At 64.6% G+C, this 24,271-nt stretch carries 23 protein-coding genes; 13 read left to right on the top strand and 10 right to left on the bottom strand.

Going from position 1 to position 24,271, the window contains the following annotated elements; genetic code table 11:
• Positions 1-64: 64 nt before the first annotated feature.
• Entirely contained in the window at positions 65-1,585 is a 1,521-nt protein-coding gene (locus ACVENA_RS22280; RefSeq protein WP_012049914.1) for a catalase, read from the bottom strand.
• Positions 1,586-1,740: 155 nt separating this feature from the next.
• Here ACVENA_RS22280 and ACVENA_RS22275 point away from each other — a divergent pair, with 155 nt between their 5' ends.
• Entirely contained in the window at positions 1,741-2,160 is a 420-nt protein-coding gene (locus ACVENA_RS22275; protein WP_012049913.1) for a ferritin-like domain-containing protein, read from the top strand.
• A gap of 51 nt (positions 2,161-2,211) precedes the next feature.
• Positions 2,212-2,532 carry a hypothetical protein gene (locus ACVENA_RS22270; RefSeq protein ID WP_016747690.1) on the top strand — a complete coding sequence of 107 codons (321 nt, stop codon included), beginning with the start codon at positions 2,212-2,214 and terminating at the stop codon, positions 2,530-2,532.
• 36 nt (positions 2,533-2,568) lie between these two features.
• Here ACVENA_RS22270 and ACVENA_RS22265 read toward each other — a convergent pair whose 3' ends face one another.
• From ACVENA_RS22265 to ACVENA_RS22240, 6 genes are read right to left on the bottom strand one after another with little or no spacing between them, the layout of a single operon-like run.
• Positions 2,569-3,279 (bottom strand): hypothetical protein, encoded by a 711-nt coding sequence (locus ACVENA_RS22265; protein ID WP_226948756.1) that lies wholly within the window; start codon positions 3,277-3,279, stop codon positions 2,569-2,571.
• Between the two features lie 50 nt (positions 3,280-3,329).
• Positions 3,330-3,941 (bottom strand): Tll0287-like domain-containing protein, encoded by a 612-nt coding sequence (locus ACVENA_RS22260; RefSeq protein ID WP_012049911.1) that lies wholly within the window; start codon positions 3,939-3,941, stop codon positions 3,330-3,332.
• 9 nt (positions 3,942-3,950) lie between these two features.
• A complete protein-coding gene (locus tag ACVENA_RS22255; RefSeq protein ID WP_012049910.1) occupies positions 3,951-4,274 on the bottom strand; it encodes an ArsR/SmtB family transcription factor in 324 nt (107 codons plus the stop codon).
• Positions 4,271-7,489, bottom strand: coding sequence for an efflux RND transporter permease subunit (locus tag ACVENA_RS22250; protein WP_012049909.1), 3,219 nt, complete (start codon positions 7,487-7,489; stop codon positions 4,271-4,273). Before ACVENA_RS22250 ends, ACVENA_RS22255 begins: the two co-directional genes overlap by 4 nt.
• Positions 7,486-8,562, bottom strand: coding sequence for an efflux RND transporter periplasmic adaptor subunit (locus ACVENA_RS22245; protein WP_029549118.1), 1,077 nt, complete (start codon positions 8,560-8,562; stop codon positions 7,486-7,488). The genes ACVENA_RS22250 and ACVENA_RS22245 overlap by 4 nt, the downstream gene beginning before the upstream one ends.
• Positions 8,563-8,586: 24 nt before the next feature.
• Positions 8,587-8,925 carry a rhodanese-like domain-containing protein gene (locus ACVENA_RS22240; protein WP_012049907.1) on the bottom strand — a complete coding sequence of 113 codons (339 nt, stop codon included), beginning with the start codon at positions 8,923-8,925 and terminating at the stop codon, positions 8,587-8,589.
• 82 nt (positions 8,926-9,007) lie between these two features.
• On the opposite strand from ACVENA_RS22240, the gene ACVENA_RS22235 reads away from it, so the two are divergent.
• The 3 genes from ACVENA_RS22235 to ACVENA_RS22225 are packed head-to-tail and all read left to right on the top strand — an operon-like array spanning position 9,008 to position 11,777.
• Positions 9,008-10,285 (top strand): NAD(P)/FAD-dependent oxidoreductase, encoded by a 1,278-nt coding sequence (locus ACVENA_RS22235; RefSeq protein ID WP_029549117.1) that lies wholly within the window; start codon positions 9,008-9,010, stop codon positions 10,283-10,285.
• Between the two features lie 26 nt (positions 10,286-10,311).
• Positions 10,312-10,515: a YgaP family membrane protein gene (locus ACVENA_RS22230; RefSeq protein ID WP_012049905.1), complete on the top strand. Its 204-nt coding sequence runs from the start codon at positions 10,312-10,314 to the stop codon at positions 10,513-10,515.
• A 29-nt stretch (positions 10,516-10,544) separates the two neighbouring features.
• The gene (locus tag ACVENA_RS22225) at positions 10,545-11,777 is read left to right on the top strand and encodes a TolC family outer membrane protein (RefSeq protein ID WP_449327090.1); all 1,233 of its coding nucleotides are present in this window, start codon (positions 10,545-10,547) and stop codon (positions 11,775-11,777) included.
• Positions 11,778-12,083: 306 nt separating this feature from the next.
• Here ACVENA_RS22225 and ACVENA_RS22220 read toward each other — a convergent pair whose 3' ends face one another.
• Entirely contained in the window at positions 12,084-12,473 is a 390-nt protein-coding gene (locus ACVENA_RS22220) for a hypothetical protein (RefSeq protein ID WP_146001582.1), read from the bottom strand.
• 167 nt (positions 12,474-12,640) lie between these two features.
• Here ACVENA_RS22220 and ACVENA_RS22215 point away from each other — a divergent pair, with 167 nt between their 5' ends.
• The 8 genes from ACVENA_RS22215 (at position 12,641) to ACVENA_RS22180 (ending at position 21,645) form a co-directional block, all read left to right on the top strand.
• The gene (locus ACVENA_RS22215) at positions 12,641-13,342 is read left to right on the top strand and encodes a VIT1/CCC1 transporter family protein (RefSeq protein WP_449327089.1); all 702 of its coding nucleotides are present in this window, start codon (positions 12,641-12,643) and stop codon (positions 13,340-13,342) included.
• A gap of 71 nt (positions 13,343-13,413) precedes the next feature.
• Positions 13,414-14,103, top strand: coding sequence for a cytochrome b/b6 domain-containing protein (locus ACVENA_RS22210; RefSeq protein WP_012049901.1), 690 nt, complete (start codon positions 13,414-13,416; stop codon positions 14,101-14,103).
• 75 nt (positions 14,104-14,178) lie between these two features.
• Positions 14,179-14,856, top strand: coding sequence for a winged helix-turn-helix domain-containing protein (locus ACVENA_RS22205; RefSeq protein ID WP_029549116.1), 678 nt, complete (start codon positions 14,179-14,181; stop codon positions 14,854-14,856).
• Positions 14,853-15,869: a sensor histidine kinase gene (locus tag ACVENA_RS22200; protein WP_012049899.1), complete on the top strand. Its 1,017-nt coding sequence runs from the start codon at positions 14,853-14,855 to the stop codon at positions 15,867-15,869. The genes ACVENA_RS22205 and ACVENA_RS22200 overlap by 4 nt, the downstream gene beginning before the upstream one ends.
• A 57-nt stretch (positions 15,870-15,926) precedes the next feature.
• The gene (locus ACVENA_RS22195; RefSeq protein WP_016747686.1) at positions 15,927-17,039 is read left to right on the top strand and encodes an efflux RND transporter periplasmic adaptor subunit; all 1,113 of its coding nucleotides are present in this window, start codon (positions 15,927-15,929) and stop codon (positions 17,037-17,039) included.
• A 7-nt stretch (positions 17,040-17,046) separates the two neighbouring features.
• On the top strand, positions 17,047-20,118 hold the full coding sequence (locus ACVENA_RS22190; protein WP_016747685.1) for an efflux RND transporter permease subunit: 3,072 nt from the start codon (positions 17,047-17,049) through the stop codon (positions 20,116-20,118).
• Complete coding sequence (locus ACVENA_RS22185) at positions 20,111-20,410, top strand: DUF3240 family protein (RefSeq protein WP_016747684.1); 300 nt, start codon at positions 20,111-20,113, stop codon at positions 20,408-20,410. Before ACVENA_RS22190 ends, ACVENA_RS22185 begins: the two co-directional genes overlap by 8 nt.
• Positions 20,410-21,645 (top strand): TolC family protein, encoded by a 1,236-nt coding sequence (locus ACVENA_RS22180; protein ID WP_016747683.1) that lies wholly within the window; start codon positions 20,410-20,412, stop codon positions 21,643-21,645. Before ACVENA_RS22185 ends, ACVENA_RS22180 begins: the two co-directional genes overlap by 1 nt.
• A 44-nt stretch (positions 21,646-21,689) precedes the next feature.
• On the opposite strand, the gene ACVENA_RS22175 is transcribed toward ACVENA_RS22180, so the two are convergent.
• Entirely contained in the window at positions 21,690-23,147 is a 1,458-nt protein-coding gene (locus tag ACVENA_RS22175) for an efflux transporter outer membrane subunit (protein WP_012049894.1), read from the bottom strand.
• The gene (locus ACVENA_RS22170) at positions 23,144-24,268 is read right to left on the bottom strand and encodes an ABC transporter permease (protein WP_012049893.1); all 1,125 of its coding nucleotides are present in this window, start codon (positions 24,266-24,268) and stop codon (positions 23,144-23,146) included. The genes ACVENA_RS22175 and ACVENA_RS22170 overlap by 4 nt, the downstream gene beginning before the upstream one ends.
• Between the last annotated feature and the right edge of the window lie 3 nt (positions 24,269-24,271).

The following is a 24,271-nucleotide window of genomic DNA, read 5'->3' as shown; positions in this document are numbered from 1 at the left end:
GGTCCTCATCGCATGAAATGAAACCCTGGCCGCCACGATACGAGCGGCCAGGGCTTTCGCTGGATCAGGACACCGGGGCGGCGTGTTGCTCGGAGCCCTCGCCCATTCCTTGCGCGGGCGCAGGAGCTGCGCCAGCGCGCACGCATTCCTCGATGCGGCGGCCCACATCGGCATCGACGCTTTTCCAATAGTCGATGGCGCGTTCGAGCACCGGCGAGCGGACACCGCCCAGCAAGCTGCCGGCGACCGTCTCCACGAGCCGATCGCGTTGCGCGTCATTGAAGACTTCACGCACCAAGATGCCGGGCTGCGTGAAATCGTCATCGTCGGGCCGAAGCGTGTAGGCCTGCCGCACCATGTCGCCATCGGTTTCCCAGCCATCGGCAGCAGGGCCGGTTTCGTCGGCCCAGCTCCGTCCGCCGCTGTTGGGCGCATAGACAGGGGCATTGCCGCTGTGCTGATAGGCCATCTGCCCATCGAACATATAGGTATTCACCGGCACCTTGGGCTGGTTGACGGGGAGCTGGTGGAAGTTCGTCCCGATCCGGTTACGCTGCGCGTCATTGTAAGCGAACGCGCGGCCCAGCAGCATCTTGTCCGGCGAAAGGCCGATGCCCGGCACCGTGTTCCCCGGCGAGAAGGCCGCCTGCTCGATCTGCGCGAAGAAATTATCGGGATTCCGATTCAAGGTCATCGTGCCGACCTTGATGAGCGGATAATCCTTGTGCGACCAGGTTTTGGTGAGATCGAACGGGTTGATCCGGTAGGTCTTTGCTTCGGCATAGGGCATCGCCTGCACGAACAGCGTCCAGCTCGGATGATCGCCGCGCGCGATCGCCTCGAATAGATCGCGGCGGTGATAGTCGGCATCGGCGCCGGCCATCGTCGCGGCTTCGGCATTGGTGAACTCGGCCGTGCCCTGATTGCTGATGAAGTGATACTTGACCCAGAATTTCTCGCCCTGGGCGTTGATCCACATATAGGTATGCGAGCCGTATCCGTTCATGTTGCGCCAGGTGCGCGGCAGACCGCGGTCGCCCATGAGATAGGTGACTTGGTGGGCCGATTCCGGGTTCAGCGTCCAGAAGTCCCATTGCATATGGTTGTCGCGCAGCCCACAATCGGGAAGGCGCTTCTGGCTGCGGATGAAGTGCGGAAACTTCATAGTGTCGCGGATGAAGAAGACCGGCGTGTTATTGCCGACGAGATCGTAATTGCCCTCGCTGGTGTAGAATTTAAGGCTGAAACCGCGCACGTCGCGCCAGGTGTCGGGACTGCCCGCCTCGCCCGCGACGGTCGAGAAGCGCGCGAGCATTTCAGTCGAAGCGCCCTTCTGGAACAGAGCCGCGTGCGTATAGGCGGATACGTCCTCGGTCGTCTCGAGCACACCGAAGGCGCCCGATCCCTTGGCGTGGGGCTGGCGCTCAGGAACCTTCTCGCGGTTGAAGTGCGCCATCTGCTCAAGGAAATGGACGTCGTGCAAGAGGATCGGGCCATCGGCCCCGATGGTCAGGGAATTGCGGTCGCTTGGCGCCGGCGCGCCGGTGCTCATCGTCGATCCGGTAGCATTCTTGGTATCTGGCATGGCTGCTCTCCCTCTCCGGCAGGGCCGCCGTCCGCCGACTCCCTGCGAACAATCAATCATACGCTGAATCGGCCAAGCCTCAATACAAATATAGAATAATTGTGTAAGCATGATAGACTGACGCCCGAATCTCCAACGGCAGAAAGGACAAGGCGATGGCTTCGATAGAGCTGGCGAAGATCCTGCTCGATGCGCTCGATGATGAGCGGAAGGCAGAGGCGAGCTATGCGGCCGTAATCGACAAGTTCGGCCCGGTGCGGCCCTTCTCCAACATCATTGAGGCCGAACAACGCCACGCTTCGGCGCTCGAACGCCAGCTCCGGCGCCTTGGGCTGACCGTTCCGCCAAATCCGTGGACCGGAAAGGTATCGGCGCCGGCGACGTTGAAAGAGGCTTGCGAAAGCGCCGTCGAAGGCGAGATCGAAAATATAGCGCTCTACGATCGGCTGATTCCAATGATCGACGATCCTGCCGCGCGACAGGTCATGGAAAATCTGCAAGCCGCCTCGCGCGAGCGCCACCTTCCGGCGTTCAAGCGATGCCTGGAACGCGAACAAGATCGAGGCCGCGTGTGATACAAGGAAGCTCCTCGTAGCGTCGAGAGCGAGGGCCTGAAGGAATGAAGTGTGACCAAGTTTGTTTTTGATGCGTCGATCTTTGTGCGGCCCGGGCATGAAACAGACCCCGGCGAGTATTCCGACGAAACCCGCGCCGAAATCGCGAAGCTCCGTGTCCTATATCCGGAACTGGCGCATTGGGGCGACCTGGCCCTTGGCGGTGCGTTTGGCGAAATGTCAGAAGACGTTCTGAGTATCAGTTGGGCACATTTTCTATTCGAGACGCGCGAAGAGTTTTTCCTTGGATACTGCTGCTGGCGTCAGACCCGAGGGGACTGGCATGGCGGGATCGACTTTGACAGGCTCGAAGCACTTACCGACTGGAAGTGAGCCTCGCTGGCCGGTGGTGGCGTCGGATCGGCGGGATCAGGGAACGAGGATACTGCTCGCGTCGACGCCGGTCGCGCCGGTCTTGGTGTCGATGGCCGTCACGGTAACGGCATAGGCGCCAGCCATGTCAGCAGGGAATGCGCCGGTGAAATAGCCGGTTCGGCCGCCATAGGACAGGCGGACCTCGCCGGCGGGCCGACCGTCGTGCCGGATAGTGGCCCGCACGTCATAGCGCGCCGCATCCCAGATACCGCCAGGCTCGATCGGACAACCGCACATCAAGGCGACGTTGGCCGCGAGCCGCACGCTCGCGCCTACGCCGCCGCGCTGGTGCGCAGCCGGTTCGACAAGATCGACCACGAGGCCGGGCAGTTCGAGAACCCAACCATCGCCCTGCGTCGCGGGTCGTCCCGGCACGATCCAGCGCTGGGCGGTGACGCGCACCGCTGCCTGTGGCTGTGCGAGCGGGCCATAAGCCACGACTTCGACCAACCTCGGTTCGTCGATGTCGATCCGCGTCCTGAAGGCGGCCGATGCCTCGTCGGCAAGCGGCGTGCCGCGCGGGCCTCCCGTCATGATCCGGGCCGTGTCGCCGGTCGATCCCGCCGTGCGGCCGTGTGCGAGCACTTCGCCGCTTCGCACGTCGCGGAGGATGATCTCGGCCCCGCCCATCGACGTGCCGACGAATTTGCCGCCTTCGCTGATGACGCGAATGACAAGATCGGTCGGTTCGGCCGCGGCCGTCACGGGAAGGCCGGCAAGGATAAGCGCCGACAGACGGACAAGAGCGCCTGACCTCATTGGCCTCCACCCCCGTTCCTGATCGCGCGCGCCAGGGCGGCATCCTCCCACCGAATCGAAAAGGCTCCGCGAAGCTGGCCCGGTGCAAAGCCCGTTGCCTGATCTTCGGGATAATGCGCGCGGATCGCCGCCGTCACTTCGGGCGCGATGTTTTCGCCATGACAGGCAAGGCACATCGGCATGGTGGGTATGGCGCGCATATAACGATATTCGCCGCCCTCCCGTGCCGTCCAGCGCTTGGGTCGACCTTCATCGTCGATCGGCGCGGCGGCCCAGCTCGCCATGACGCGCTGCTCCGCCGCATCGGCCTTGGCGGCGGGGTTGCGGGTCTTGAGCGCGGTGCGTCGCACACTCGCTCCACTTTCCTCCGAGAGCTGCGCCGCAAGTGCCGGGGCGATGCTCGAACAGACGCCGATAGCACCTTGCGGCCCCTCGGCCGCCATCGCGGCCGTAAGCGCGCTCAGCAATTCCTTCTGGAAACGATCGGCCAGGATCTCGGATCGTGCTTGCGCTTCCTCGGCCATCCTTGCCCGATCGTCACCCAGCTCGTGCGGCGCACAGGCCGATAACGCCAGACCAGAGAGCAACGGAAGGACCACGCGGCGCATCGGGATTTCTCAGGACTGCCCAGCAGCCGGCCCGAAGCGGTCGCACAGCATGTCGATCAGCTTGCGAACGTCCTCGTCGGCAAGGCTGTAGTAGATGGTCGTGCCGTCTCGGCGGGTCTTGACTAGGCCACCTTCACGCAGCTTTCCAAGGTGCTGCGAAACGCTGGACTGCGATTGCTCGCACAGCTCCACCATCTGCCCAACGGCAAATTCACCCTGCGTCAACCGGCACAGAATCAGCAAGCGCTGTTCATTGGCGAGCAGCTTCAGCACGCTCGCCGCTTGGGCGGCGTGCTGAGCGAGGAGCGCGAAGGGCGTATCGAGCGGCATCATCTGGTTGCAGGCTTCCCATCATCTCGGAGCACAATGTAAATGGCCGGAATAACCAGCACGGTCAGCAGCGTCGAGGACGCAAGGCCGAACAGCAGCGAAATAGCGAGCCCCTGAAAGATCGGGTCGGTCAGGATGACGGCCGCGCCGATCATTGCCGCGGCGGCGGTGAGGACGATCGGCTTGAACCGGATCGTTCCCGCTTCGAGCAGGACATCGCGCAGGGATTTGTCGGGCGTTGCCGAATGCCTGATGAAGTCGACCAGCAGGATAGAGTTTCGCACGATGATGCCGGCGAGCGCGATGAAGCCGATCATCGACGTCGCGGTGAACGGCGCGCGGAACAGCATATGCCCGATGACGATGCCGACAAGGGTCAGCGGCACCGGAGTCAAGATGACCAGCGGCAGGCGGAAGCTCCTGAACTGCGCGACGACGAGTATGTAGATCCCCAGCAAGGCGACCATGAAGGCCCCGCCCATGTCGCGGAATGTGACCCAGGTGATCTCCCATTCGCCGTCCCAGAGCATCGACGGCACGCTTTCATCCTCGGGTTGCCCATTGAGGCGGATTTGCGGCTTCACCAGCCCCTGGGCCGCCCAATCATGGTCGTCCACGGCGCGATCGACGGCCAACATGCCGTAGATCGGCGCTTCATAGGCCCCGGCAAGCTCGGCCGTCACCATGTCGGCATAGCGACCATCGCGGCGGAAGATGGCGGGGCTTCCCGTCTCGGTGCGAGCATCGACGACCGCGCCCAGGTCGATGAGCTGGCCGCCCGGCGTTTGCGCGACGGGTGTGCTCGACAAGGCCTGCGTCCAGCTCCGGTCCTTCTGTTCGAGCGCGATGGTGATCGGAAGCGGCGTGCGGCCATCGCCGCGCGGCGCATAGCCGACCGTCTGGCTCCCCATGAGCATTCCGATGCTGTCGGCGATCTGGCGCTGCGAGAGGCCATAATAGTCGATGCGGTCGCGCTGGATGTCGAGACGCAACTTGGGCCGCGGCGTTCCAAAACTGTTGTCGACGTCGACGATGAAGGGGACGGATTTGAAAATTTTCTCAAGCTCCGTCGCCGTTTTTTCGCGCGTGGCCGCATCGGGGCCATAGACCTCGGCGAGCAAGGTCGCGAGCACGGGCGGCCCCGGAGGCGTCTCGACCACCTTGATCGACGCGGTTTCAGGGAGCTTCAGCGCCTTCAACCGCTGGCGCAGGTCAAGCGCGATCTGGTGGCTCGACCGGCTGCGCTCGCCCTTGGGCAGCAGCGTCACCATGACGTCGCCCTGTTCGGGCTGCGAACGCAGGAAATAGTGCCGGACAAGGCCGTTGAAGTTGAACGGCGCCGATGTGCCGACATAGGCCTCCATAGACGTTGCTTCGGGCAGGCCGCGCACGATGCCGGCAACGTCTTCCAGCACGCGGCCCGTATTTTCGAGCGCGGTGCCTTCCGGCATGTCGACCACCACCTGAACCTCCGACTTGTTGTCGAAGGGAAGTAGCTTCACGGTCACAGCCTTGAAGTAGAACATCGAACAGGCGACCAGCGTCGCCACACCGACGCCGATCAGGAAGTTGCGCGCGGACGTGCGTGTGTCGATCACGCGATGCGCGACGCGGGCATAGAGCTGCCCCAGCTTGCCGCCGCTTTCATCGTGGCCGTGGCCCGCTGCCAGCGTCTTGCGGGCAAAGCGGATCATCAGCCACGGCGCGATCACGACCGCGACGAAGAACGAGAAGATCATCGCGGCCGAAGCGTTGACCGGGATCGGCGCCATATACGGCCCCATCAATCCCGACACGAACAGCATCGGAAGCAGCGCCGCGACCACGGTCAAGGTGGCGACCACGGTCGGATTGCCGACTTCGGCCACCGCCTCGATCGCCGCCTGGGCGCGGCTGCGGTCATCGTCCATCGCCCAATGGCGGGCGATATTCTCGATCATGACGATCGCGTCGTCCACGAGGATGCCGATGGAGAAGATGAGCGCGAACAGGCTGACGCGGTTGATCGTGTAGCCCATCAAGTTCGACGCGAACATGGTGAGCAGGATCGTCGTCGGGATGACCACGGCGGTCACACCGGCCTCGCGCCACCCGATCGCGAAGCCGATCAGCACCACGATCGAAACGGTCGCCAGCGCCAGATGGAACAGCAGCTCGTTTGCCTTCTCGTTCGCCGTCTCGCCATAGTTGCGCGTGACCGCGACCGTGACGTCATCGGGGATCAGCTTGCCTTTCAGGCTGTCGACGCGCTCAAGGATGGCGTCGGAAACGACAACGGCATTGGCCCCGGCCCGCTTGGCGAAAGCGATGCTGACGGCAGGCGCGGAATGCCATTTGCCGTTCTCGGCCCCATTGTCCGACTTCGACCAGCGCCACGCGCGGGCCTGATCCTCGCGCGGCCCCTGCGTGACGCTGGCAACGTCGCGCAGATAGACAGGGGCGCCAGCGCCGGACCGCACGGTAAGCAATCCCACTTCCTGCGCCGACGACAGCGTGCGGCCCGCGGTCACGCCGACCGCCTTGCCATCCTCGCGGATATTGCCCAGCGGGAAGCTGCGATTGGCCTGGCTCGCGGCCTCGATCACGCTGCCCAGCGGCACGCCATATTGGCGCAGCTTCGTCGGATCGGGCGCGATGCGGATTTCCTCGGGGCGTCCGCCGACAAGGAAGCTGATGCCGACATTATCGACCTTGGCGATCTCGGTGCGCAGCTTGAAGGCCAGCTCGTAGAGGCTCGCGTCGTTCCACTGGCCTGCGGCTCCGGGCTTGGGTGTAAGGGTCAGGACGACAGCCGGCACATCATTGATGCCGCGCACCGTCACCTTGGGATCGGGGATGCCGACGGGCTTCCTGTCCCAATTGGCGCGCAGCTTTTCCTCGATCCGGATCGCCGCGTCCTCGGGGTTCGATCCGACGAGGAAGCGGGCCGTCACCATCACCCCGTCGTCTTGCGCCTGCGTATAGACATGCTCCACGCCATCTACGCTCTTGACGATCGTCTCCAATGGGATGCCGACCAGTTCGGTCGCGTCGGCGGCGGAGAGGCCTGGGGCCATCACCTGAATGTCCACCATCGGCACGCTGATCTGCGGCTCCTCCTCCCGGGGGATGGAAAGAAGAGCCAGCAGACCAACGGCGATCGCCGCGAGGAGAAACAGCGGCGTCAAGGGCGAGGCAATGGTGGCCCTGGTGAGGCGACCGGAAATGCCGAGATTCATGGGCGCGTAGCCTTGGGCTTGCCGGGGGAGAACAACGTGTCGCCGGCAGACACACCGCTCAAGATCTCGACCATGGCGGGGTCGGCCGTCGGCGCGATCTGGACCGGCACCATGCTAAGCCGCTTGCCTTCGCTCACAACCTGAACCTGATCTATCCCGTAGCGCGTGGTGACGAATGTGCGCGGCACCACCAGTGCCTTGCGCGTGCCGATCTCGACCGATGCGCTCACGCGGCGGCCGACGAATTGCGTTGAGAGGCCAGGCAGCGTCGCATCGACACGAACCTGGCCTCCGGTGATCGCAGGATAGACCTGCGTCACGCTGCCCTGGCGCGACCCAGAAGGCACCCCTGCATTATTTTGTCCGCCATCATTCAATGCTGGATCGTCAACGATCACGCGCGCGCCGGGTCGGATCTGTCCGGCAACGGATTCTGGCAGCATCAAGCGTAGGACGGGCGGGCCTGCGGTGACGGTCGCGATCGACATGCCCGGCGCGACCGGCGCGCCTGCGGGAATATCGGCGCGCAGCACACGCCCGCTTGCCGGGGCGATCACCGCCCCCTGCCCCGCGACGCTGGCACTGGCGCCCTGCTGCGCCCGCGCTGCGGCAACCTGCGCGTCGGCCGCGCGGGCGGCGGCGACGGCCTGATCCAGACGCGCCTTCGCATAGACGCCGTTGTTGTAGAGGTCGCGGATGCGCGCGAGGTCCGCATTGGCACGCGCCGCTTCCGCCTGAGCGGCGGCCGCCTGCGCACCGTAGGCGCTCGTCTCGTAGCCAAGCCGCGAGTCGACGATCATGCCGATGCGCTGGCCCTTCTGCACCGTATCCCCGGCGCGCACCGAAAGGGAGGTCAATATGCCGGGGATGCGGGCGAGGACTTCGGCCTGGTCGCGGGTGGCGATCTCCGCACCAACTGCCTTCATATCCGCGATCTCCTTGGGGACGAGTCGCACCATGTCGCCTGCGGGCAATGTCGCCGACGCCTCGTCCTGCTCCGGCTGACTGCCGCACGCCGATAACGCCAACGCGGCGCTTGCCAACCAGAGCCACTTGCCCCTGCCGCTCATCATGCCGCTCATTCCCCTCTTTCGCCCTTAGCCGCCGAGCACCGGCAAACCGGCGTCTTTCCATGCGCCGATGCCGCCGGCGAGATGCGTGTCGATCGCGCTCTGGGCCTGCGCGCACTGGTCGAGCGCCTGCCCGGAACGCCGCCCGCCCGCGCATTGCAGCACGACCGTCCGTCCTTCGGGATCAGGGATGTTACGAGGTGAAAAGCCCGACAGCGGCATGTTTACTGCGCCTGCGATGTGGCCGGTCGCAAACTCGCCGGCCTCGCGCACGTCGATCAGCAGCGCTTTGCCGTCCTTCAGCATGGCGTCCAGCTCGGCGGGGCCGATCTCGCGGTGAGCATCACGTTTCTTGAATCCGAACATGGTTGCCTCTTTCAATTTGTGGATTGCATATAACGTGTAATGATTATATTAGTCAATGTCATTGAATGAGGAAGGATCGCAGATGGGCAAGCCGTTGATCGTGGTATTGGGCGCAGGTCTGGGAGGCACGATCGCCTCCTATGAGATCAAGGCCGCCGTCAAAGGCCGCGCCGACGTGATGACCGTATCCGACACGGATACCTATAGCTTCATCCCCTCCAATCCGTGGGTCGCCGTGCGCTGGCGCGAGCCGGAGGCGATTCAGGTCCATCTCCCCCCGGTGTTCGCGAAAAAGAAGATCGGCTTTACCTCGGTCGGCGCCAAGCGACTCCATGCGAGCGAAAAGCGACTCGAACTCAATGACGGAACATCAATCACTTACGATTATCTTGTAATCGCGACCGGCCCCGATCTGGCCTTTAACGAGATCGAAGGGCTGGGGCCGCAAGGCCATACCGTCTCCGTCTGTCAGACCGCACATGCCGCCGACGCGGCCGATGCCTTCGACGCCTTCGTGGAAAATCCCGGCCCGATCGTCGTCGGCGCGGTCCAGGGCGCGTCCTGCTACGGCCCGGCCTATGAATTTGCGCTGATCCTCGACACCGAGCTGCGCCGGCGCAAGATCCGTGACAAGGTGCCGATGACCTTCGTCACCGCCGAACCCTATATCGGACATCTCGGCCTCGATGGCGTCGGCGACACCAAGAGCCTGCTCGAAAGCGAGCTGCGCGACCGTCATATCAAATGGATCACCAATGCGCGCGTCGCCAAGGTCGACGCCGGCCTCATGCACGTCGAGGAAGTGAACGATGATGGCTCGGTCAAGAAGGCGCATGATCTGCCCTTCGGCTATTCGATGATGCTCCCGGCCTTCCGCGGCGTTCCCGCGGTCAGCAATATCGAGGGGCTGACTAATCCCCGCGGCTTCATCATCATCGACAAGCACCAGCGCAATCCGGCGTTTCCGGAAATATTCGCGCTCGGTGTTTGCGTCGCCATTCCGCCGACCGGACCGACCCCGGTGCCGGTGGGCGTGCCCAAGACCGGCTTCATGATCGAATCCATGGTGACGGCGATCGCCGCCAACCTCGCTTTGATCCTCGAGGGCAGGGAGCCGACCGCCGAAGCGACATGGAACGCCGTCTGCCTTGCCGACTTCGGCGATGGCGGCGTGGCTTTCGTCGCCCAGCCCCAGATTCCGCCGCGCAACGTCAATTGGGCATCCAGCGGCAAGTGGGTCCATTTGGCCAAGATCGGCTTCGAGAAATATTTCCTGCGCAAAGTCCGCAAGGGCGAGAGCGAGCCTTTCTACGAAAAGCTGGCGATGCACGTCATGGGCATCCGCAAGCTGCGTTTCTGATCGTCATTTAGCGAAGGAGTGCAAAGATGACTCTCGATCGTGCCGTGATGGCGTTCGCCGGATGTGTCGTGTTGCTGGGTGTCGTCCTGTCGCTGACCGTGCATCCGTGGTGGATCGCGCTCACCGCTTTCGCCGGCCTCAACATGATACAGGCCAGCTTCACCGGCTTCTGCCCCGCCGCGATGGTATTCAAGGCGCTGGGCGTCCGTCCGGGGACCGCCTTCAAATGATCCGCAAGAGGGCGCTCCCCCGCCCCCTCTTGGCCTGCCTGCTCGCGAGCGTCGCCATGCCGGCCCAGGCGACGACGCTGGAAGAGGCGATCGCGGCCGCCATGAACCATGCGCCCGAAATAGAAGCGGCCCGTGCTGACGCGGATGCCGCCGATGCCCGGATCAAGGAAGCCAGAGGCCAGGGCCTTCCCAGCGCGACGCTGAGCGGGACGATCGGCTATGGCCGCCTCGATCCGCAGGGCTATTTCGGGCTTCCGGCTGCGAACGTCACCCCCCGCGCTGCGCAGCTCACCATCGAGCAACCTTTGTTCATGGGCGGCAGGGTCAGCGCCGGGATCGCGCAGGCGAAAGCCGGGAGCGAGGCCGCGCACGCGGGCGAAAGCATGACGCGAAGCCAAATCGTCGTCGCGACGGTCCAGGCCTATGGGGACGTGCTGACCACGCACCGCATGGTCGTGCTCTACGAACAGATGGTCGGCCAGATGGAGGAGATCCAGCGCCAGGCTCGACTTCGCTTCAAGGCCGGGGAAAGCCCCAGCACCGATGTCGCCCAGGCCGCGGCCCGTCTTGCCGAAGCCCAGGCCGCGCTTGAAGCTGCGCGCGGCGTTGCCGTCTCGGCCGATGCGCGGTTCACCAATCTGACCGGCCTGGCGCCGCAGGATTTGCAGCCCCTTCCGGCAAACCCGGCCATGCCGGGATCGCTCGATGAAGCGCTCGACATTGCGCGGGCGAACAACCCTGCTCTCGCCCAGGCCGAAGCCGCATTGGAGGCCGCGCGCGCTGGCGCGAGAGGCGCGCGAGCGGAACGCTTGCCCACGGTCGGGGCATTCGCGGAAGGCTCCACGATCCGCGACCAGTTCTTCCCCGACTATCGTGCCGACGGCGCCACGGTCGGCGTGCGGGCGCGCTGGCAATTATTCTCCGGTGGGCGCGTCTCGGCGAAGATCACCGAAACCGACAGCGCGGTTAGAGCTGCCGATGCGCGCGAGCGTGCGGCGCGGTCCGCCGTCGATGAACAGACGATCAGCGCCTTTCAGGGCGTTCGATCCGCCGTGCTGGTCGAAACCGCCGCTGGTCAACAAGCCCTTGCCGCTGCGCAGGCACGGGACAGCGTTCGCCATGAGGTCCGCGTCGGCATGAAGCCGCAGCTCGATCTGCTTGATGCCGAACGCGAAGCCATCGCGGCCGCCGTGAGCGAGGCCCGGGCGCAAGGCGATCGCATCGTTGCAGCCTACCGGCTGCTCGCCCTCCTCGGGCGCTGAATTTTCGCACGGGAGACACTTTGCACAAGGATTGGTCCAAAAGGAGCTCATCGCCCTCGCAATCTCCGTGGCAATACGCTGCAATGGCTGTGTAGCTTTTCCATGCCAAGACGGCAGTCAAATAGGGCGCCACTCGCGACGAGGTAATGGAGACGATGGGGATGGCACTCTACATGGGCGCCGGTCCCAGCCTCATGTATGCCGCACAGGCCGCCGAAGCCTTCGATCAATTTGAGAAAGATCGAATCTGAGTTTCGTGGGCAGAACCTACGTCCTCGTGCAACGAACGGCGAGCATTGTTCAATTCTATGTTTTCGACGTAGCCTGATCAGCAGTCCTGGGCAGGAACCGGCTCCAATCAATTTGCATGAACCGTATCAGAAGGAGAATCATCCCGATTTGCAGAGCGATACCACATGAGCTTTTCAACGTGCTCGCAAAAGCGTCGCCGAGGCTCGTTCCGCGCAACCCCTCCTTGGCGCTTGCTGCGTAGAGGGAATAGGAAACGAGACCTCCCGCAAAGAACGCTGCGGTAAAATTCAGCAGGCGCACACGCGCCAGCCCCGCCGCGGCAAACAATTGCGCGAAAGGCAGCGACGAAAGAGCAAACAGCCCCAGACCAAGAATTATGTTGCTCTGCCGCGCCACCGGAGCCTCACCCGCAGCGGCAAGATTGCGCTTCTGTTTCTGCGGCAACCACCCCCCAAGACAGCCAGAAAAAGGGTGAGGCAGGACGTCATAATCATCCTGAAATAACAAATAGATGAGCGATAAGCCAAGATGGGTGAGAGAGATGCAATATACTCGTCGTCAGGGTTTTGTCAGCAAAGGTTGACGAGGTTGCTGCTTTCCATGAGGGGCATATGAGCCGATTGAGAGCCCATCCTGAGCGCCATGCGGTGTCCCGCATCGGCTGGCTGCGCGCGGCAGTGCTGGGCGCCAATGACGGCATCGTCTCTACCGCGAGCCTGATCGTCGGCGTCGCGGCTTCTGGAGCCGACAAGACCAGCATTTATGTGGCGGGCACCGCCGCGCTGGTGGCGGGCGCCATGTCGATGGCCGCCGGCGAATATGTTTCTGTCAGCTCTCAGGCTGATACGGAGAAGGCCGATCTCGCACGCGAGACGGGTGAACTTGTCGATCAGCCTGATTTCGAACGCCAGGAGTTGACAGACATCTATGTCGCGCGCGGGTTAGACGAGAATCTGGCCCTGCAGGTCGCTGATCAGCTTATGGCCCACGATGCGCTAAGCGCCCACGCGCGCGATGAGCTGGGGATTTCCGAGGTGGTGAGCGCGCGCCCGCTCCAGGCCGCTTTGACTTCGGCGCTGACCTTCAGCGCTGGCGCGCTCATGCCGCTGCTTCTCGTCTCCATCGCGCCGCAAGCCAACCTTGTGCCGATCGAGATGGTCGCAACTCTGTTGTTTCTGGCCATTCTCGGTGCGCTTGGGGCCTGGACCGGAGGCGCGCCGCCCACGCGATCGGTGCTGCGGGTCACCTTCTGGGGGGCGCTGGCGCTGGCGGCGACCGCCGGTATCGGACGGCTGTTCGGAACGGTCGTGTAGATATCCCGCCAAATGTCGTCAGGATTCGGTCAGCCTATGCTCCTAGCTCATCGCCTGGAAAGGTGATCATCATGGCACATTCTGATCGCGCAGAGACATTCAAGGTTTGGGATGCCCCGCTGCGGCTGTTCCACTGGCTGCTGGTTGCGGCAATCACGATCGCCTTCCTGTCGTCCGAAAGCGATAGCCCGATCGCGGCCTGGCACATGGTGGCAGGATGGAGCGCGGCGGTGTTGATCGCTTTCCGACTGATCTGGGGCTTGGTCGGCGGCGAGCACGCCCGCTTTGTGGATTTCATCAGACCCTCAGCGATCGCCGGGCACATCCGCGAACTACTGGCGGGCCGACCCGAGCGCGCCATCGGGCACAATCCCTTGGGCGCGATCGCAGTGATCGCTCTTATCGGCCTCACAGGGGTCGTTCTATGGAGCGGGATTGCCGTCGCGGCAGGTGGTATGGACGAGGATCTCCACGAAGCCCTTGCCTATGGCCTGCTCGCCCTCATCGGCATCCATGTCGGTGCTGTGTTGCTGATGTCGGCGGTTACCCGCGAGAATCTGGTTCGCGCCATGATCGGCGGCCGCAAGAAACGCGCCCTCCATCCCGGAGCGCAGGACGCGCGGGCACCGGGCATCTTTGCGATGCTGCTGGGAGTCGTGGCGATCGTCCTGACAAGTATCGCGATTCTCAAGATGGAGCCGATGGCCTTCTCGCCTCAGCACCGCGAGGCGCATCATGGCGTCCCTGGCGAACGCGACTAACGACTTGCGGGGATGACCTGATAGAAGACGCTATGGCCCACCTTCATCACCCACATGGGAAAGCCCTCAAAAGACATGCGCCTGCTCGTCGTCGAAGATAATGACCGGATGGCGGCACTGATCGCCGACGGCCTCCGACGCCGAGGCTTCGTGTGCGACATCGCGCTGGATCTTGCCCAAGCCGACGACGCAATGGCCGGCGCGCAATATGACGCGATCGTGCTCGATCTTGGCCTCCCCGATGGCGACGGCATCGACTGGCTCGCCGGTCGTCGCAAATATCAGCAGATGCCGCCCGCGATCATCCAGACCGCTCGCGGCGCGCTCGAGGATCGCGTCACCGGCCTCGATGCAGGTGCGGACGACTATGTCGTCAAGCCGGTCGAGGTCGATGAACTCGCCGCGCGCATCCGCGCCCTCCTGCGCCGCCCTGGCGTTAGGACGCAACCCGTCATTGAAGTCGGCACGCTTTGCTTCGACACTGCAAGCCGCTCAGCAAGCATCGCGGATCGCAATGTCGATCTCTCCCGCCGCGAGGCCGATTTGCTGGAACTGCTGATGCGCCGGGCGGGAACAGTGGTGCATCGCGATGTCATTGAAAACGCCCTCTACAGCTTCAACGATCCGGTAACTCCCAATGCAGTGGAAGCCGCTGTCTCGCGTCTGCGCCGCAAGCTGGACGAGGCGGCGATGCCGGGCACGCTCCATACCGTTCGGGGTGTTGGCTATATGCTGAAGGACGGCCCGGCATGACGCGGCGCCGATCGGTTTCCCGGCGTTTGCGGCGCGGACTGGGTCTGATCGGTCTAATCGGCACCGTGCTGCTGCTGGCAGCGGTCGCGTTCTTTTACAGCTTCACCTTCACCCATCTCGATCCGCAAGCAGCGATACTACGCGCGATCAAGGAGATGCTGGAGCATGTCGCGCTGCCGCTGGTCGTGCTGCTGGTGCCGGTCACCATCATGGTGCAACGAGTGATCCGCCAGGCATTCCTGCCTCTGGAGGAAGCCGCCGCCGAGATCGAAGCGGCGCGCGGGCATGAACGGGGTTTTCGGATTGACGCCTCGCATATGCCTGCCGAGGCCTTGCCCTTCACCGATGCCGTCAATGATCTGCTCGTGCGCCTCGATGACGCCGTAATGCGGCAGGAGGCGTTCGCGGCCGATGTCGCACACGAACTGCGCACACCGCTGGCGCTCTTGTCGCTCGAACTCGACCGGCTCGATCATGAGGACGCCGCACGCCTCAAGAACGATGTCGCCTCGATGCGCCGGCTGATCGACCAGCTCATGCTGCTGGCGCAGATCGATGCTGCTGCGGCGGCCCAGACGCCGCTGGAGCCGGTGCCTCTCACCGAGATCGCGACTCAGGTCGTTGGAGCCGTTGCCCCTGGCATCATCGCCGACGCCAAGACAATTGAGCTGGATACCGGCGATCATCCGCCGATCGTGAATATCCGCCGCGAGGCGGTCGCCGCGGCCCTACGCAACCTGATCGAAAATGCCGCGCGCGTTACCCCTGTCGGCGGGACGATCCAGGTCCGGGTTGGCCCTGGCGCCATATTGGCGGTACGCGATGAGGGGCCGGGACTGACGCCGGATCGGCTCAGCGACCTCGTGCAACGCCACCGCCGCGCCGATCATGCGAGCAAGACCGGCGCAGGCCTCGGCCTTGCCATTGTCGAGCGGATCATGGCTGCCCACGGCGGTACGCTCACGACCGATCCTACCTTGCACGAATTGGCTCTGCGCTTTCCCGAACCCTGACCATTCCCGTCAGCATCGTGTCAGGATTCGGTCAGGGACGTTCCTTAGCCGGGCGTCATGTCCAGACGAACGATCCTGCTTTCCGGCGGCGCCACGCTTGCCTTGATCCTGACTGGCTTGTGGTGGCTTGCCGCACGACCCAACGGATCGAACCTCCCGGCGACGGAGAGCGCTGCCCGGTCTGAAAGCGGGGTTCTGGCCGTGGATGCCCGTCGCGCGACGCAAATGGGAATCCGCATTGCTCCAGCGACAGCGGCCGAGGAAGCGCCGCTCGCTACCATACCCGCGATGATTCAGCCCCCCGCCAATGCCCGTGTGGCGGTGGCGGCAACCTTTCCTGGTACGGTGGTGCGAACCCTCGTGGTCGAAGGTGACAGCGTGAAACGCGGGCAGCCGCTCGCCATCATCGCGAGCCGCGACGTGCTGACGATCGGCGCTGATCTCAGCCGGGCCCATGCGCGCAGCGGCGTGGCACAGGCCAATGCGGCGCGATTGTCGCAGCTCAGCCGCGAAGGCATCATCGCCGGCGCTCGCGCGGATGAAGCCAATGCCGTCGCTGCCGAGGCACGCGCCGACGTTTCGGAGAAATCGCGCATCCTGGCGCTGGTGAATGGCCATGGCGGCAACGGTTCTTATACGCTCACCGCCCCCATCGCGGGGCGCGTTACCAGTGCCGCGATCCAGGCGGGCAATCCGGTCGACGGCACCACCGCGCCCTATGTGATCGACGCGGCGGATCGCTATGAGGTGGTCGGGCAATTGCCGGAGCGGCTGATTGGACAAGTCCGCCCCGGCATGAGCGTGCGGCTGCTTCCCGATCTTGTGGGCCGGATCATTGCGGTGGGATCGACGATCGATCCGACCACCCGCTCGGCGAGCCTCAAGGCGGAGATCCCCGGTGGCCCCGGCATGGTCGCGGGCCGGGCCACCAGCATCGTGATCGCTGGCCCCGCGCCAGCGGACGCGGCGAGCGTGCCCGATGCCGCCGTCACCATGATTGGCGGCAAAGCGGCGGTGTTCGTCGCCGTGCGCGGCGGCTTCGTGGCCCGGTCCGTCACAAGCGGGGGGAGCAGTAACGGCCGCACCGTGCTGCTCTCCGGAGTCAGCCCAGGTGAGCCGGTGGTGATCTCTGGTACGAGCGCGCTGAAGGCGCTCGCCTCGGCGCAGTAGGTCCACCATGCTGCGTTCGCTCGTCGCCACGGCGCTTTCTTACCGCCTGCTTGTTCTTGTGCTCGCCACAATCACAGCGGGGCTTGGCGTCTGGGCCTTCACCACCTTGCCCGTCGATGCTTACCCGAACATCGCGCAGACGCAGGTGAAGCTGATCCTCAAGGCCCCCGGCATGACGCCGGAGGAGGTCGAAAGCCGCGTCATCACACCGATCGAGACGGAGATGCTCGGCATCCCCCATCAGGCAATCCTGCGCTCGACCGCCAAATATGCCATTGCCGACATCACGATCGACTTCACCGACGGCACCGACATCTATTGGGCGCGCCAGCAGGTCACCGAACGCCTCTCGGGCGTCATGGGCGATCTGCCGGCATCGGTGAGCGGCGGCCTCGCCCCGATCTCGACTCCGCTCTCCGACGTCTACATGTTCACCATCGAAGGGCCGCTGTCGCTCCAGCAGAAGCGCGAACTGCTCGACTGGACGATCCGGCCCGCGCTGCGCACGGTGCCCGGCGTCGCCGATGTCAACGCGCTGGGCGGTTATGTCCGCACGTTCGAGGTCAGGCCCGATCCCGTCGCGCTGGCGAGCGCGAAACTCTCCGTGGCCGACCTGCGCACCGCAATCGAAAGCGGCAACCGCAATGACGGCGCGGGCCGCCTCGCGAGCGGCGAGGAAGCACTGATCGTCCGCGCGGTGGGCGCGATCCGCACCGTCGAGGATCTGGGGTCGCTCGTCATCGCCAGCCGCGACGGACGGATCGTCCGGCTCGGCGATGTCGCCACCGTCGGCATTGGCAGTCTCACTCGTTATGGCGCGGTCGCGCGCGGCGGCAAAGCCGAAGCCGTGCAGGGTCTCGTCATCGCGCTGCGCGGCGCGGACGCCCGCCAGGTGGTCGATGGCGTGCGGACACGGCTCGCCGAGATGCAGAGTGGCCTGCCCGAAGGCACGCAAATCCATGTCTTCTACGACCGCTCCGATCTGATCGAGCGCGCGGTCGGCACGGTCGAGAAGGCGTTGCTGGAGGCGACCGTGCTGGTCGTCGTGCTGCTGATTCTGTTTCTCGGCGACTGGCGCGCCGCCGCGATCGTCGCGGTGACCCTGCCGATGGCGGCGCTCATCACCTTCCTGTTCATGCGCGGCATGGGGCTGTCCGCCAATCTGATGAGCCTGGGCGGCCTCGCCATCGCGATCGGGCTGCTGGTCGATGGCGCGGTGGTCGTGGTCGAAAATGTCGTCGAGCGGCTGGGGCACGCGCATGGCGAGGATACGCCCCGGCTGAACCTTGTGTTCCGCGCGACCAGCGAGGTGATCGTGCCGGTGTCGGCGGGGATCGTCATCATCGCGCTGGTGTTCCTTCCGCTGCTGTCGTTGCAGGGGCTGGAGGGCAAGCTGTTCGCGCCGGTCGCGCTCACTATCGTCTTTGCACTGCTCGGCTCCTTGCTGCTCGCACTGACGCTTGTGCCGGTACTCGCCTCCTTCGGTCTCAAGAGCGGCCATCATGGCGATCCGTGGATCATGCGCCAGCTTGGCCCGCGCTATCGCGCGCTGCTGGACGGCGCGTTCGCGCGCAAGCGTCTGGTCTATGGCCTGTCCGCCGCCGGGCTGGTGCTGGCGGGTCTGGCTTATGGCGCCGTCGGCAAGACCTTCATGCCGACGATGGACGAGGGCTCGGTGATCGTCCAGCTCACCAAGATGCCGTCGATCAACCTCAGCCAGTCGGTCGCCGGCGACATGGCCGTGCAGCGCGCACTCCTCACCGTGCCGGAGGTCGAGGATGTGATCGCCCGCGTTGGTTCCGACGAGATCGGCCTCGACCCCATGGGCCTCAATGAAACCGACAGCTTCGTCCAGTTGAAGCCGCGATCTGAGTGGCGGGGTGACAAGGACTTCGTGGTCGAGGAAATCCGCAAGGCGCTAGAGGGATTGCCCGGCATCGAAGCCAGCTTCACCCAACCGATCGAAATGCGTGTCTCGGAAATGCTGACCGGCGCGCGCGGCGATCTCGCGGTGAAGATATTCGGTCCCGATTCGCAGATGCTCGCCGATCTGGCGGGCCAGGTCCAGCACATGCTGTCCGGCATTGACGGCGCCTCGGAAGTGCTGACGGTCGCCAATGACAGCGTGGATTATCTCCAGCTCGATATCGATCGCGCGGCGGCGGGACGGTTCGGAATGCCGATCGACCAGATGCAGGATGCCCTGCGCGCGCAGGTCGAGGGCGTCCACGCAGGGATCGTCGCCGATGGGCAGAAGCGCGTGCCTATCGTGATCCGCGGCGATGACAGCATCCGCAATGATCCGGCCCGCTTCGCCGATCTGCAACTGCGCACACCCGATGGCACGCTGGCGCGCGTCAGCGACATGGCGCGGGTGGAGCGGACGCAGGGTCCGGTGAAACTCGACCATGAGAACGGCTCGCGCTTCGCACTTGTGCAGGCGTTCGTCTCGGGACGCGACCTGGTCGGCTATGTCGATGAGGCCAAGGCGGCCGTCGCTGCCAGGGTCAGGCTGCCTGCGGGTTACAGCATCGTCTGGGGCGGCCAGTTCGAAAACCAGCAGCGCGCGTCGGCGCGGCTGATGCTGGTGATCCCGATCGCATTGGCGCTGATCTTTCTCGTCCAGCTGGCAACGCTCCGCTCACTCAGGGCATCGTTGCTCATCCTCGCGAATATCCCGTTCGCGATGGTCGGCGGGCTGCTCTCGCTCTGGCTGTCGGGTGAATATCTCTCCGTTCCCGCATCGGTGGGGTTCATCGCGCTGCTCGGCATCGCCGTGCTCAACGGACTGGTTCTAGTCGCCCATTTTCGCCAGCTCCGCGCCGAGGGGCTGAGCATGGCCGAGACGGTACGGCTGGGCGCGCAGCGGCGGCTGCGTCCCGTGCTGATGACCGCGAGCATCACGGCTTTCGGCCTCGTGCCCTTGCTGTTCGCCAGCGGGCCCGGGTCCGAAATTCAGCGGCCGCTGGCGATCGTGGTGATCGGCGGCCTCATCACCTCCACTTTGTTGACGCTGATCCTGCTGCCGATCCTGTTCGAGCGCTTCGGCGAAAGCGCTGAGGAAATCGCAAATGTCTGACCTTCTGTTCACCCTCCATTGCGCCGTCCGCGACACCGAAGCGTTGCTGGTCGCAATCCGCACCGTGTCCCCGGCACCTATCCACATCTGCGCGGAATCCGTCCGCGGCCAGGATTATGACGATGCCGGAACGGCGGAGAAAGTGTCCGGCGAGCTCAAGCGGGCCACGCTCGAACTGATCGTCGGCGCGGACAGGATGCCCGACCTGCTTCATGCCGTGGAGGAGGCTCGGCGCGACCTGCCGGTCCGCTGGCGAACCACCTGCCTGCTCGATCATGGAAGGATCGCCTGATGCGGGCCATGCTCCTCGCCTGCGGCCTGCTGCTGGCCGCATCGCCAGCCCTGGCACAGCGCACCGATTTGCCGCCCGCCGACAGGGTGAATGAGGCGTTGGACAATCATCCCAGCGTTGCCGCAGCCGCTGCCCGCGTCGAGGCGGCGCGGGCACGGGGCGATATGCTGCGAAAAGGTCCGCATGAGGTGACCGTCAGCGGCAGCTATATACGCCGCACCGTCGATCGCGAAGGCGGATTCAATGAGTTCGACACGACGATCAGCCGTCCCTTCCGCCTGCCCGGCAAGGCAGCGCTTGATCGCGAGGCGGGGGCGCTGGGCGTTGAGGTTGCCCGGAACCAGATGGAGGATGTCCGGCACCAGACGGCGCTCGTCTTCTCCGGCCTGTGGCATGACTGGCTGGCCGCCGGGAGCCATTATCGCAACGATCTCGACACCGTCCGGGGGCTGGAGGCATCGATGGCGGCCGTAGCGCGGCGCGTGGCGCTGCGGGATGCCGCGCAGCTTGACCTCGATCAGGCTGCCGCCGCGCTGGCACAGGCACGCGCGCAGGCGGCCTCGTCGCTCGCCTCACGCGAACAGGCGCGCGTTACGCTTGTGGCGACCTTTCCGGACATTCCACTTCCGCCCGAGCCGCCGGAGCTGGCGATACCCGTGCTGCCTGCCGATGGGCTGGAAGCCATGCGCGATCTGGTGATCGAACGCAGCCACGAAATCGGTGCCGCCGATAAGGAGGCGCAACGGCTGGACGTCACCGCACGCCGGGTTCGCGCCGACCGCGTCGCCGATCCTTCCTTCGGGGTCCGCCTGTTCAGCGAGCGCGGCGGTACGGAAACAGGGGCGGGTGTCGTCGCCTCGATCTCGCTGGGCGGCGGTTATCGCCGTGCGGCGGCCGACCAGGCCTCGGCCGAGGCCAATGCCGCGCGCATGGAACTGGCGGCCGTGACACGCACCGTCGAGGCGATGGCCAATGCTGGTCTTTCCAACGCCCGTACCCGGTTCAATGCCTGGTCCAACGCCGAAGCGTCCGCCCGCAGCGCCGGCGATGCCGCCGCAAGGACGGCTCGCGGCTATCAACTTGGCCAGATCGACCTGGCCGATCTCCTTTATGCGCAGCGGCAGACCAATGACGCGCGCCGCATGGAGATCGATGCCCGCTCCGAAGCAAACCGGGCGCTACTCAGGCTCGAAATCGACTCGCACAGCATCTGGGCGGCGGTCGACAGGGAGTGATCGAACCACGGTGGCTTCACCCTCTGTTGTCGGACGTCCGAGGATCACGAACCGGGAGCAGCGAAAGCTGTATCGGCCAGGTTCCAACCCCCTCCGATCGCCTTGTATAATGCGACCATCTGCACAGCGGCTGTCGTCCGCGCGCGCAGATTTGCGGTTTCGGCCTCATGAAGGAGGCGCTGGGCCGCAAGCAGCTCAATTCGCGTGATATCGCCTGCGGCAAAGCGCGCTTCAGCATGATCAAAGCTGCGGCGCGAGGCATCCAGCGCCGCTTGATGACGTGTCAATGTATCCAAGCTTGCATTATAATCGCCCAAGGTGCGCTCGGCATCTCCCAGTGCCGCCAGCACGGCCTGCTCATAACCCAGCGCGGCCTGCCGCTGGGCAGCCTCCCGGACACGTATCTCCGCGCGCACACGGCCGCCGTCGAACAATCGCCAAGAGATGAGCGGCAGGATGGAGTAGCGGGTGCTGGACGAATCGAACCAGTCGCCCGGACTGAGCGCCTGGAAGCCGCCGCCGGCACCAATGGACAGCTTGGGGAAAAGCTCCGCGGTGGCGACGCCGATATCAGCGGTGCTGGCAGCAAGCCGCCGTTCAGCAGCCAGAACATCGGGGCGGCGACGCAATATGTCGGCGCGTTCCCCTACGGGCAGTGCCGGCAGGACGCGCGCCGGCGCGGCGGTATCGAGCAGCTTCAGTTCCCGTTCCGGGGGTGCGCCGAGCAGGACGCCAAGACCGAGCACGGCTCCGCGCTGACGCGCCGCAATGCCCGGTAGCATGGCATTGGCGGCAGCCCACCGCTCATAGGCTGCGTCCACATCGGCGCGGGAAACATCGCCGAGAGCGGCACGGCTGCGCATGAGGTCCAGCGTCTGTTGCAACGTTGCGACCGTCGCCTGCTGCGTAAGCAATTCTTCCCCGGCGCCAGTCGCCTCGAACCATGTGCGAGCGACCTCCGCCGCGATCCGCATACGTACACCCTGCGCTTCGGCTTGGGTCGCCTGCAACCGCGCGCTGGCGCCTTCCAGCGCCCGGCGATTGGCGCCAAACAGGTCGACTTCCCACGCAGCATCGAAGCCGGCATCATAGATTGTCTGCGACGCATCTAGTCCCGGAATGGAACCAACCGGCAGTGGGCCATTCTCGCTTTGTCGGCGGCGGTTCACGCTGGCGCCTGCGGAAACAGCGGGCAGTTGCTGACCAGCGGCCCGATCGCGCAGAGCGCGCGCTTCATCGATCCGCGCCGCTGCCTGACGGATATCGAGATTTTGCGCCAGTGCAGTGTCGACCAGTCTCTCCAGTTCAGGGTCGCCCAGCGTTGACCACCAGCGGACAAGGTCGGCAGGGGCGGACGCCCCCGCCGCTGCCTGGGTCCAGCCGCTGCCCGTGTCCACGGAAGGCGGCGCGTGATAGTCGGGGCCGACGACACAGGCGGTCAACGAAATGCAGCTGAATAGCACCACCGCAAGACGCAACTGTCGATGAGGGGGAAATATCATTGCAGACGTCCTCGAACGAAGATGGTGGCCGTGGTGAGCGACACCAGGGCGATCAGCGCCAATGGCCAAAGGCTCGCAAGAATATCGCCGGGCGACATTGCTTTCAGAAAGCTGCCTTCCACGATGATCAGAAAATGGGTGAGGGGGATCGCCTGAGCCAGCCATTGCAGCAGCGTGGGCATATTCTCGACCGGGGTAGCGAAGCCCGACATCAGAACGGATGGCACGCCGATGGCGAAGGCGCCAAGGATGGCCTGCTGCTGGGTCGCGCTGATCGCGGATATCATCAGGCCGATGCCCACCACCGACAGGATGAACAGAACCAGGCTGACGAACAGCAGCCCAAACGAGCCGTTGAACGGAATCTGGAACGGACCCGCAGCGGCCGCCATCATCAGAAGACCGAGCATGGTGCCGATGACCAGAGCGGGCAGGGATTTGGATATAATGATTTCCGGCGTGGAGGTTGGTGACACCAGCAACTGGTCGAATGTTCCCAGTTCGCGCTCCCGCGCGATCGACAGCGAGGTGATGAGCAGCGCGCTGAAGAACGCCAGGATACCGGAGAGGCCGGGCACGATGAACCAGCGGTAGGTCAGGTTGGGATTGAACCAGTTGCGCACCGCCACCGCCGATGCGGGCGCACTGCCGGCGTTTGCTTCCGCGCCAACCTCGGCAGCGATGGCGGAGAGATAAGAAGCGGTGATCTGCCCTGAATTGCTGCGCCGGCCATCGATCAGCATCTGAACGCGACCATTGTCGCCGGTGGCGATTGCGCGCGAAAAGTCCGGCTGGATATCGAGCGCCGCGATCACCTTGCCCTGGTCGATAAGATCGCGCAGCTCTTGGCTGTCGTTCACGCGATAGACCTGCGTAATGAAGTCGGCCCGGTCGAGCCGCGTGATCAGTTCATAGGACCAGCGCCCCGAATCCTGATTGTGAACGGCGATATCGACATTGCGCACTTCCAGCGTCGCGGCGAAGGCGAACACCAGCAGTTGCAACAGCGGCGGCACAAGCACCACCATGCGGCTGCGCGGGTCGCGCAGGATGCTCAGCACTTCCTTGATGAACTGCGCCCGCAGCCGGGTGAAAGCGAAATGGCTATTGTGTTGCGCCATGGC

It is taken from the genome of Sphingopyxis sp. 550A (assembly GCF_053569535.1).
This window is presented reverse-complemented; position numbering and strand designations above follow the sequence as displayed.

Coding starts and splice junctions, on each gene's coding strand:
- ACVENA_RS22280 (WP_012049914.1), bottom strand. CDS start 1,585: ATGCCAGATACCAAGAATGCTACCGGATCGACGATGAGCACCGGCGCG.
- ACVENA_RS22275 (WP_012049913.1), top strand. CDS start 1,741: ATGGCTTCGATAGAGCTGGCGAAGATCCTGCTCGATGCGCTCGATGAT.
- ACVENA_RS22260 (WP_012049911.1), bottom strand. CDS start 3,941: ATGCGCCGCGTGGTCCTTCCGTTGCTCTCTGGTCTGGCGTTATCGGCC.
- ACVENA_RS22255 (WP_012049910.1), bottom strand. CDS start 4,274: ATGATGCCGCTCGATACGCCCTTCGCGCTCCTCGCTCAGCACGCCGCC.
- ACVENA_RS22250 (WP_012049909.1), bottom strand. CDS start 7,489: ATGAATCTCGGCATTTCCGGTCGCCTCACCAGGGCCACCATTGCCTCG.
- ACVENA_RS22245 (WP_029549118.1), bottom strand. CDS start 8,562: ATGATGAGCGGCAGGGGCAAGTGGCTCTGGTTGGCAAGCGCCGCGTTG.
- ACVENA_RS22240 (WP_012049907.1), bottom strand. CDS start 8,925: ATGTTCGGATTCAAGAAACGTGATGCTCACCGCGAGATCGGCCCCGCC.
- ACVENA_RS22235 (WP_029549117.1), top strand. CDS start 9,008: ATGGGCAAGCCGTTGATCGTGGTATTGGGCGCAGGTCTGGGAGGCACG.
- ACVENA_RS22230 (WP_012049905.1), top strand. CDS start 10,312: ATGACTCTCGATCGTGCCGTGATGGCGTTCGCCGGATGTGTCGTGTTG.
- ACVENA_RS22215 (WP_449327089.1), top strand. CDS start 12,641: ATGAGCCGATTGAGAGCCCATCCTGAGCGCCATGCGGTGTCCCGCATC.
- ACVENA_RS22210 (WP_012049901.1), top strand. CDS start 13,414: ATGGCACATTCTGATCGCGCAGAGACATTCAAGGTTTGGGATGCCCCG.
- ACVENA_RS22205 (WP_029549116.1), top strand. CDS start 14,179: ATGCGCCTGCTCGTCGTCGAAGATAATGACCGGATGGCGGCACTGATC.
- ACVENA_RS22200 (WP_012049899.1), top strand. CDS start 14,853: ATGACGCGGCGCCGATCGGTTTCCCGGCGTTTGCGGCGCGGACTGGGT.
- ACVENA_RS22195 (WP_016747686.1), top strand. CDS start 15,927: ATGTCCAGACGAACGATCCTGCTTTCCGGCGGCGCCACGCTTGCCTTG.
- ACVENA_RS22190 (WP_016747685.1), top strand. CDS start 17,047: ATGCTGCGTTCGCTCGTCGCCACGGCGCTTTCTTACCGCCTGCTTGTT.
- ACVENA_RS22185 (WP_016747684.1), top strand. CDS start 20,111: ATGTCTGACCTTCTGTTCACCCTCCATTGCGCCGTCCGCGACACCGAA.
- ACVENA_RS22180 (WP_016747683.1), top strand. CDS start 20,410: ATGCGGGCCATGCTCCTCGCCTGCGGCCTGCTGCTGGCCGCATCGCCA.
- ACVENA_RS22175 (WP_012049894.1), bottom strand. CDS start 23,147: ATGATATTTCCCCCTCATCGACAGTTGCGTCTTGCGGTGGTGCTATTC.
- ACVENA_RS22170 (WP_012049893.1), bottom strand. CDS start 24,268: ATGGCGCAACACAATAGCCATTTCGCTTTCACCCGGCTGCGGGCGCAG.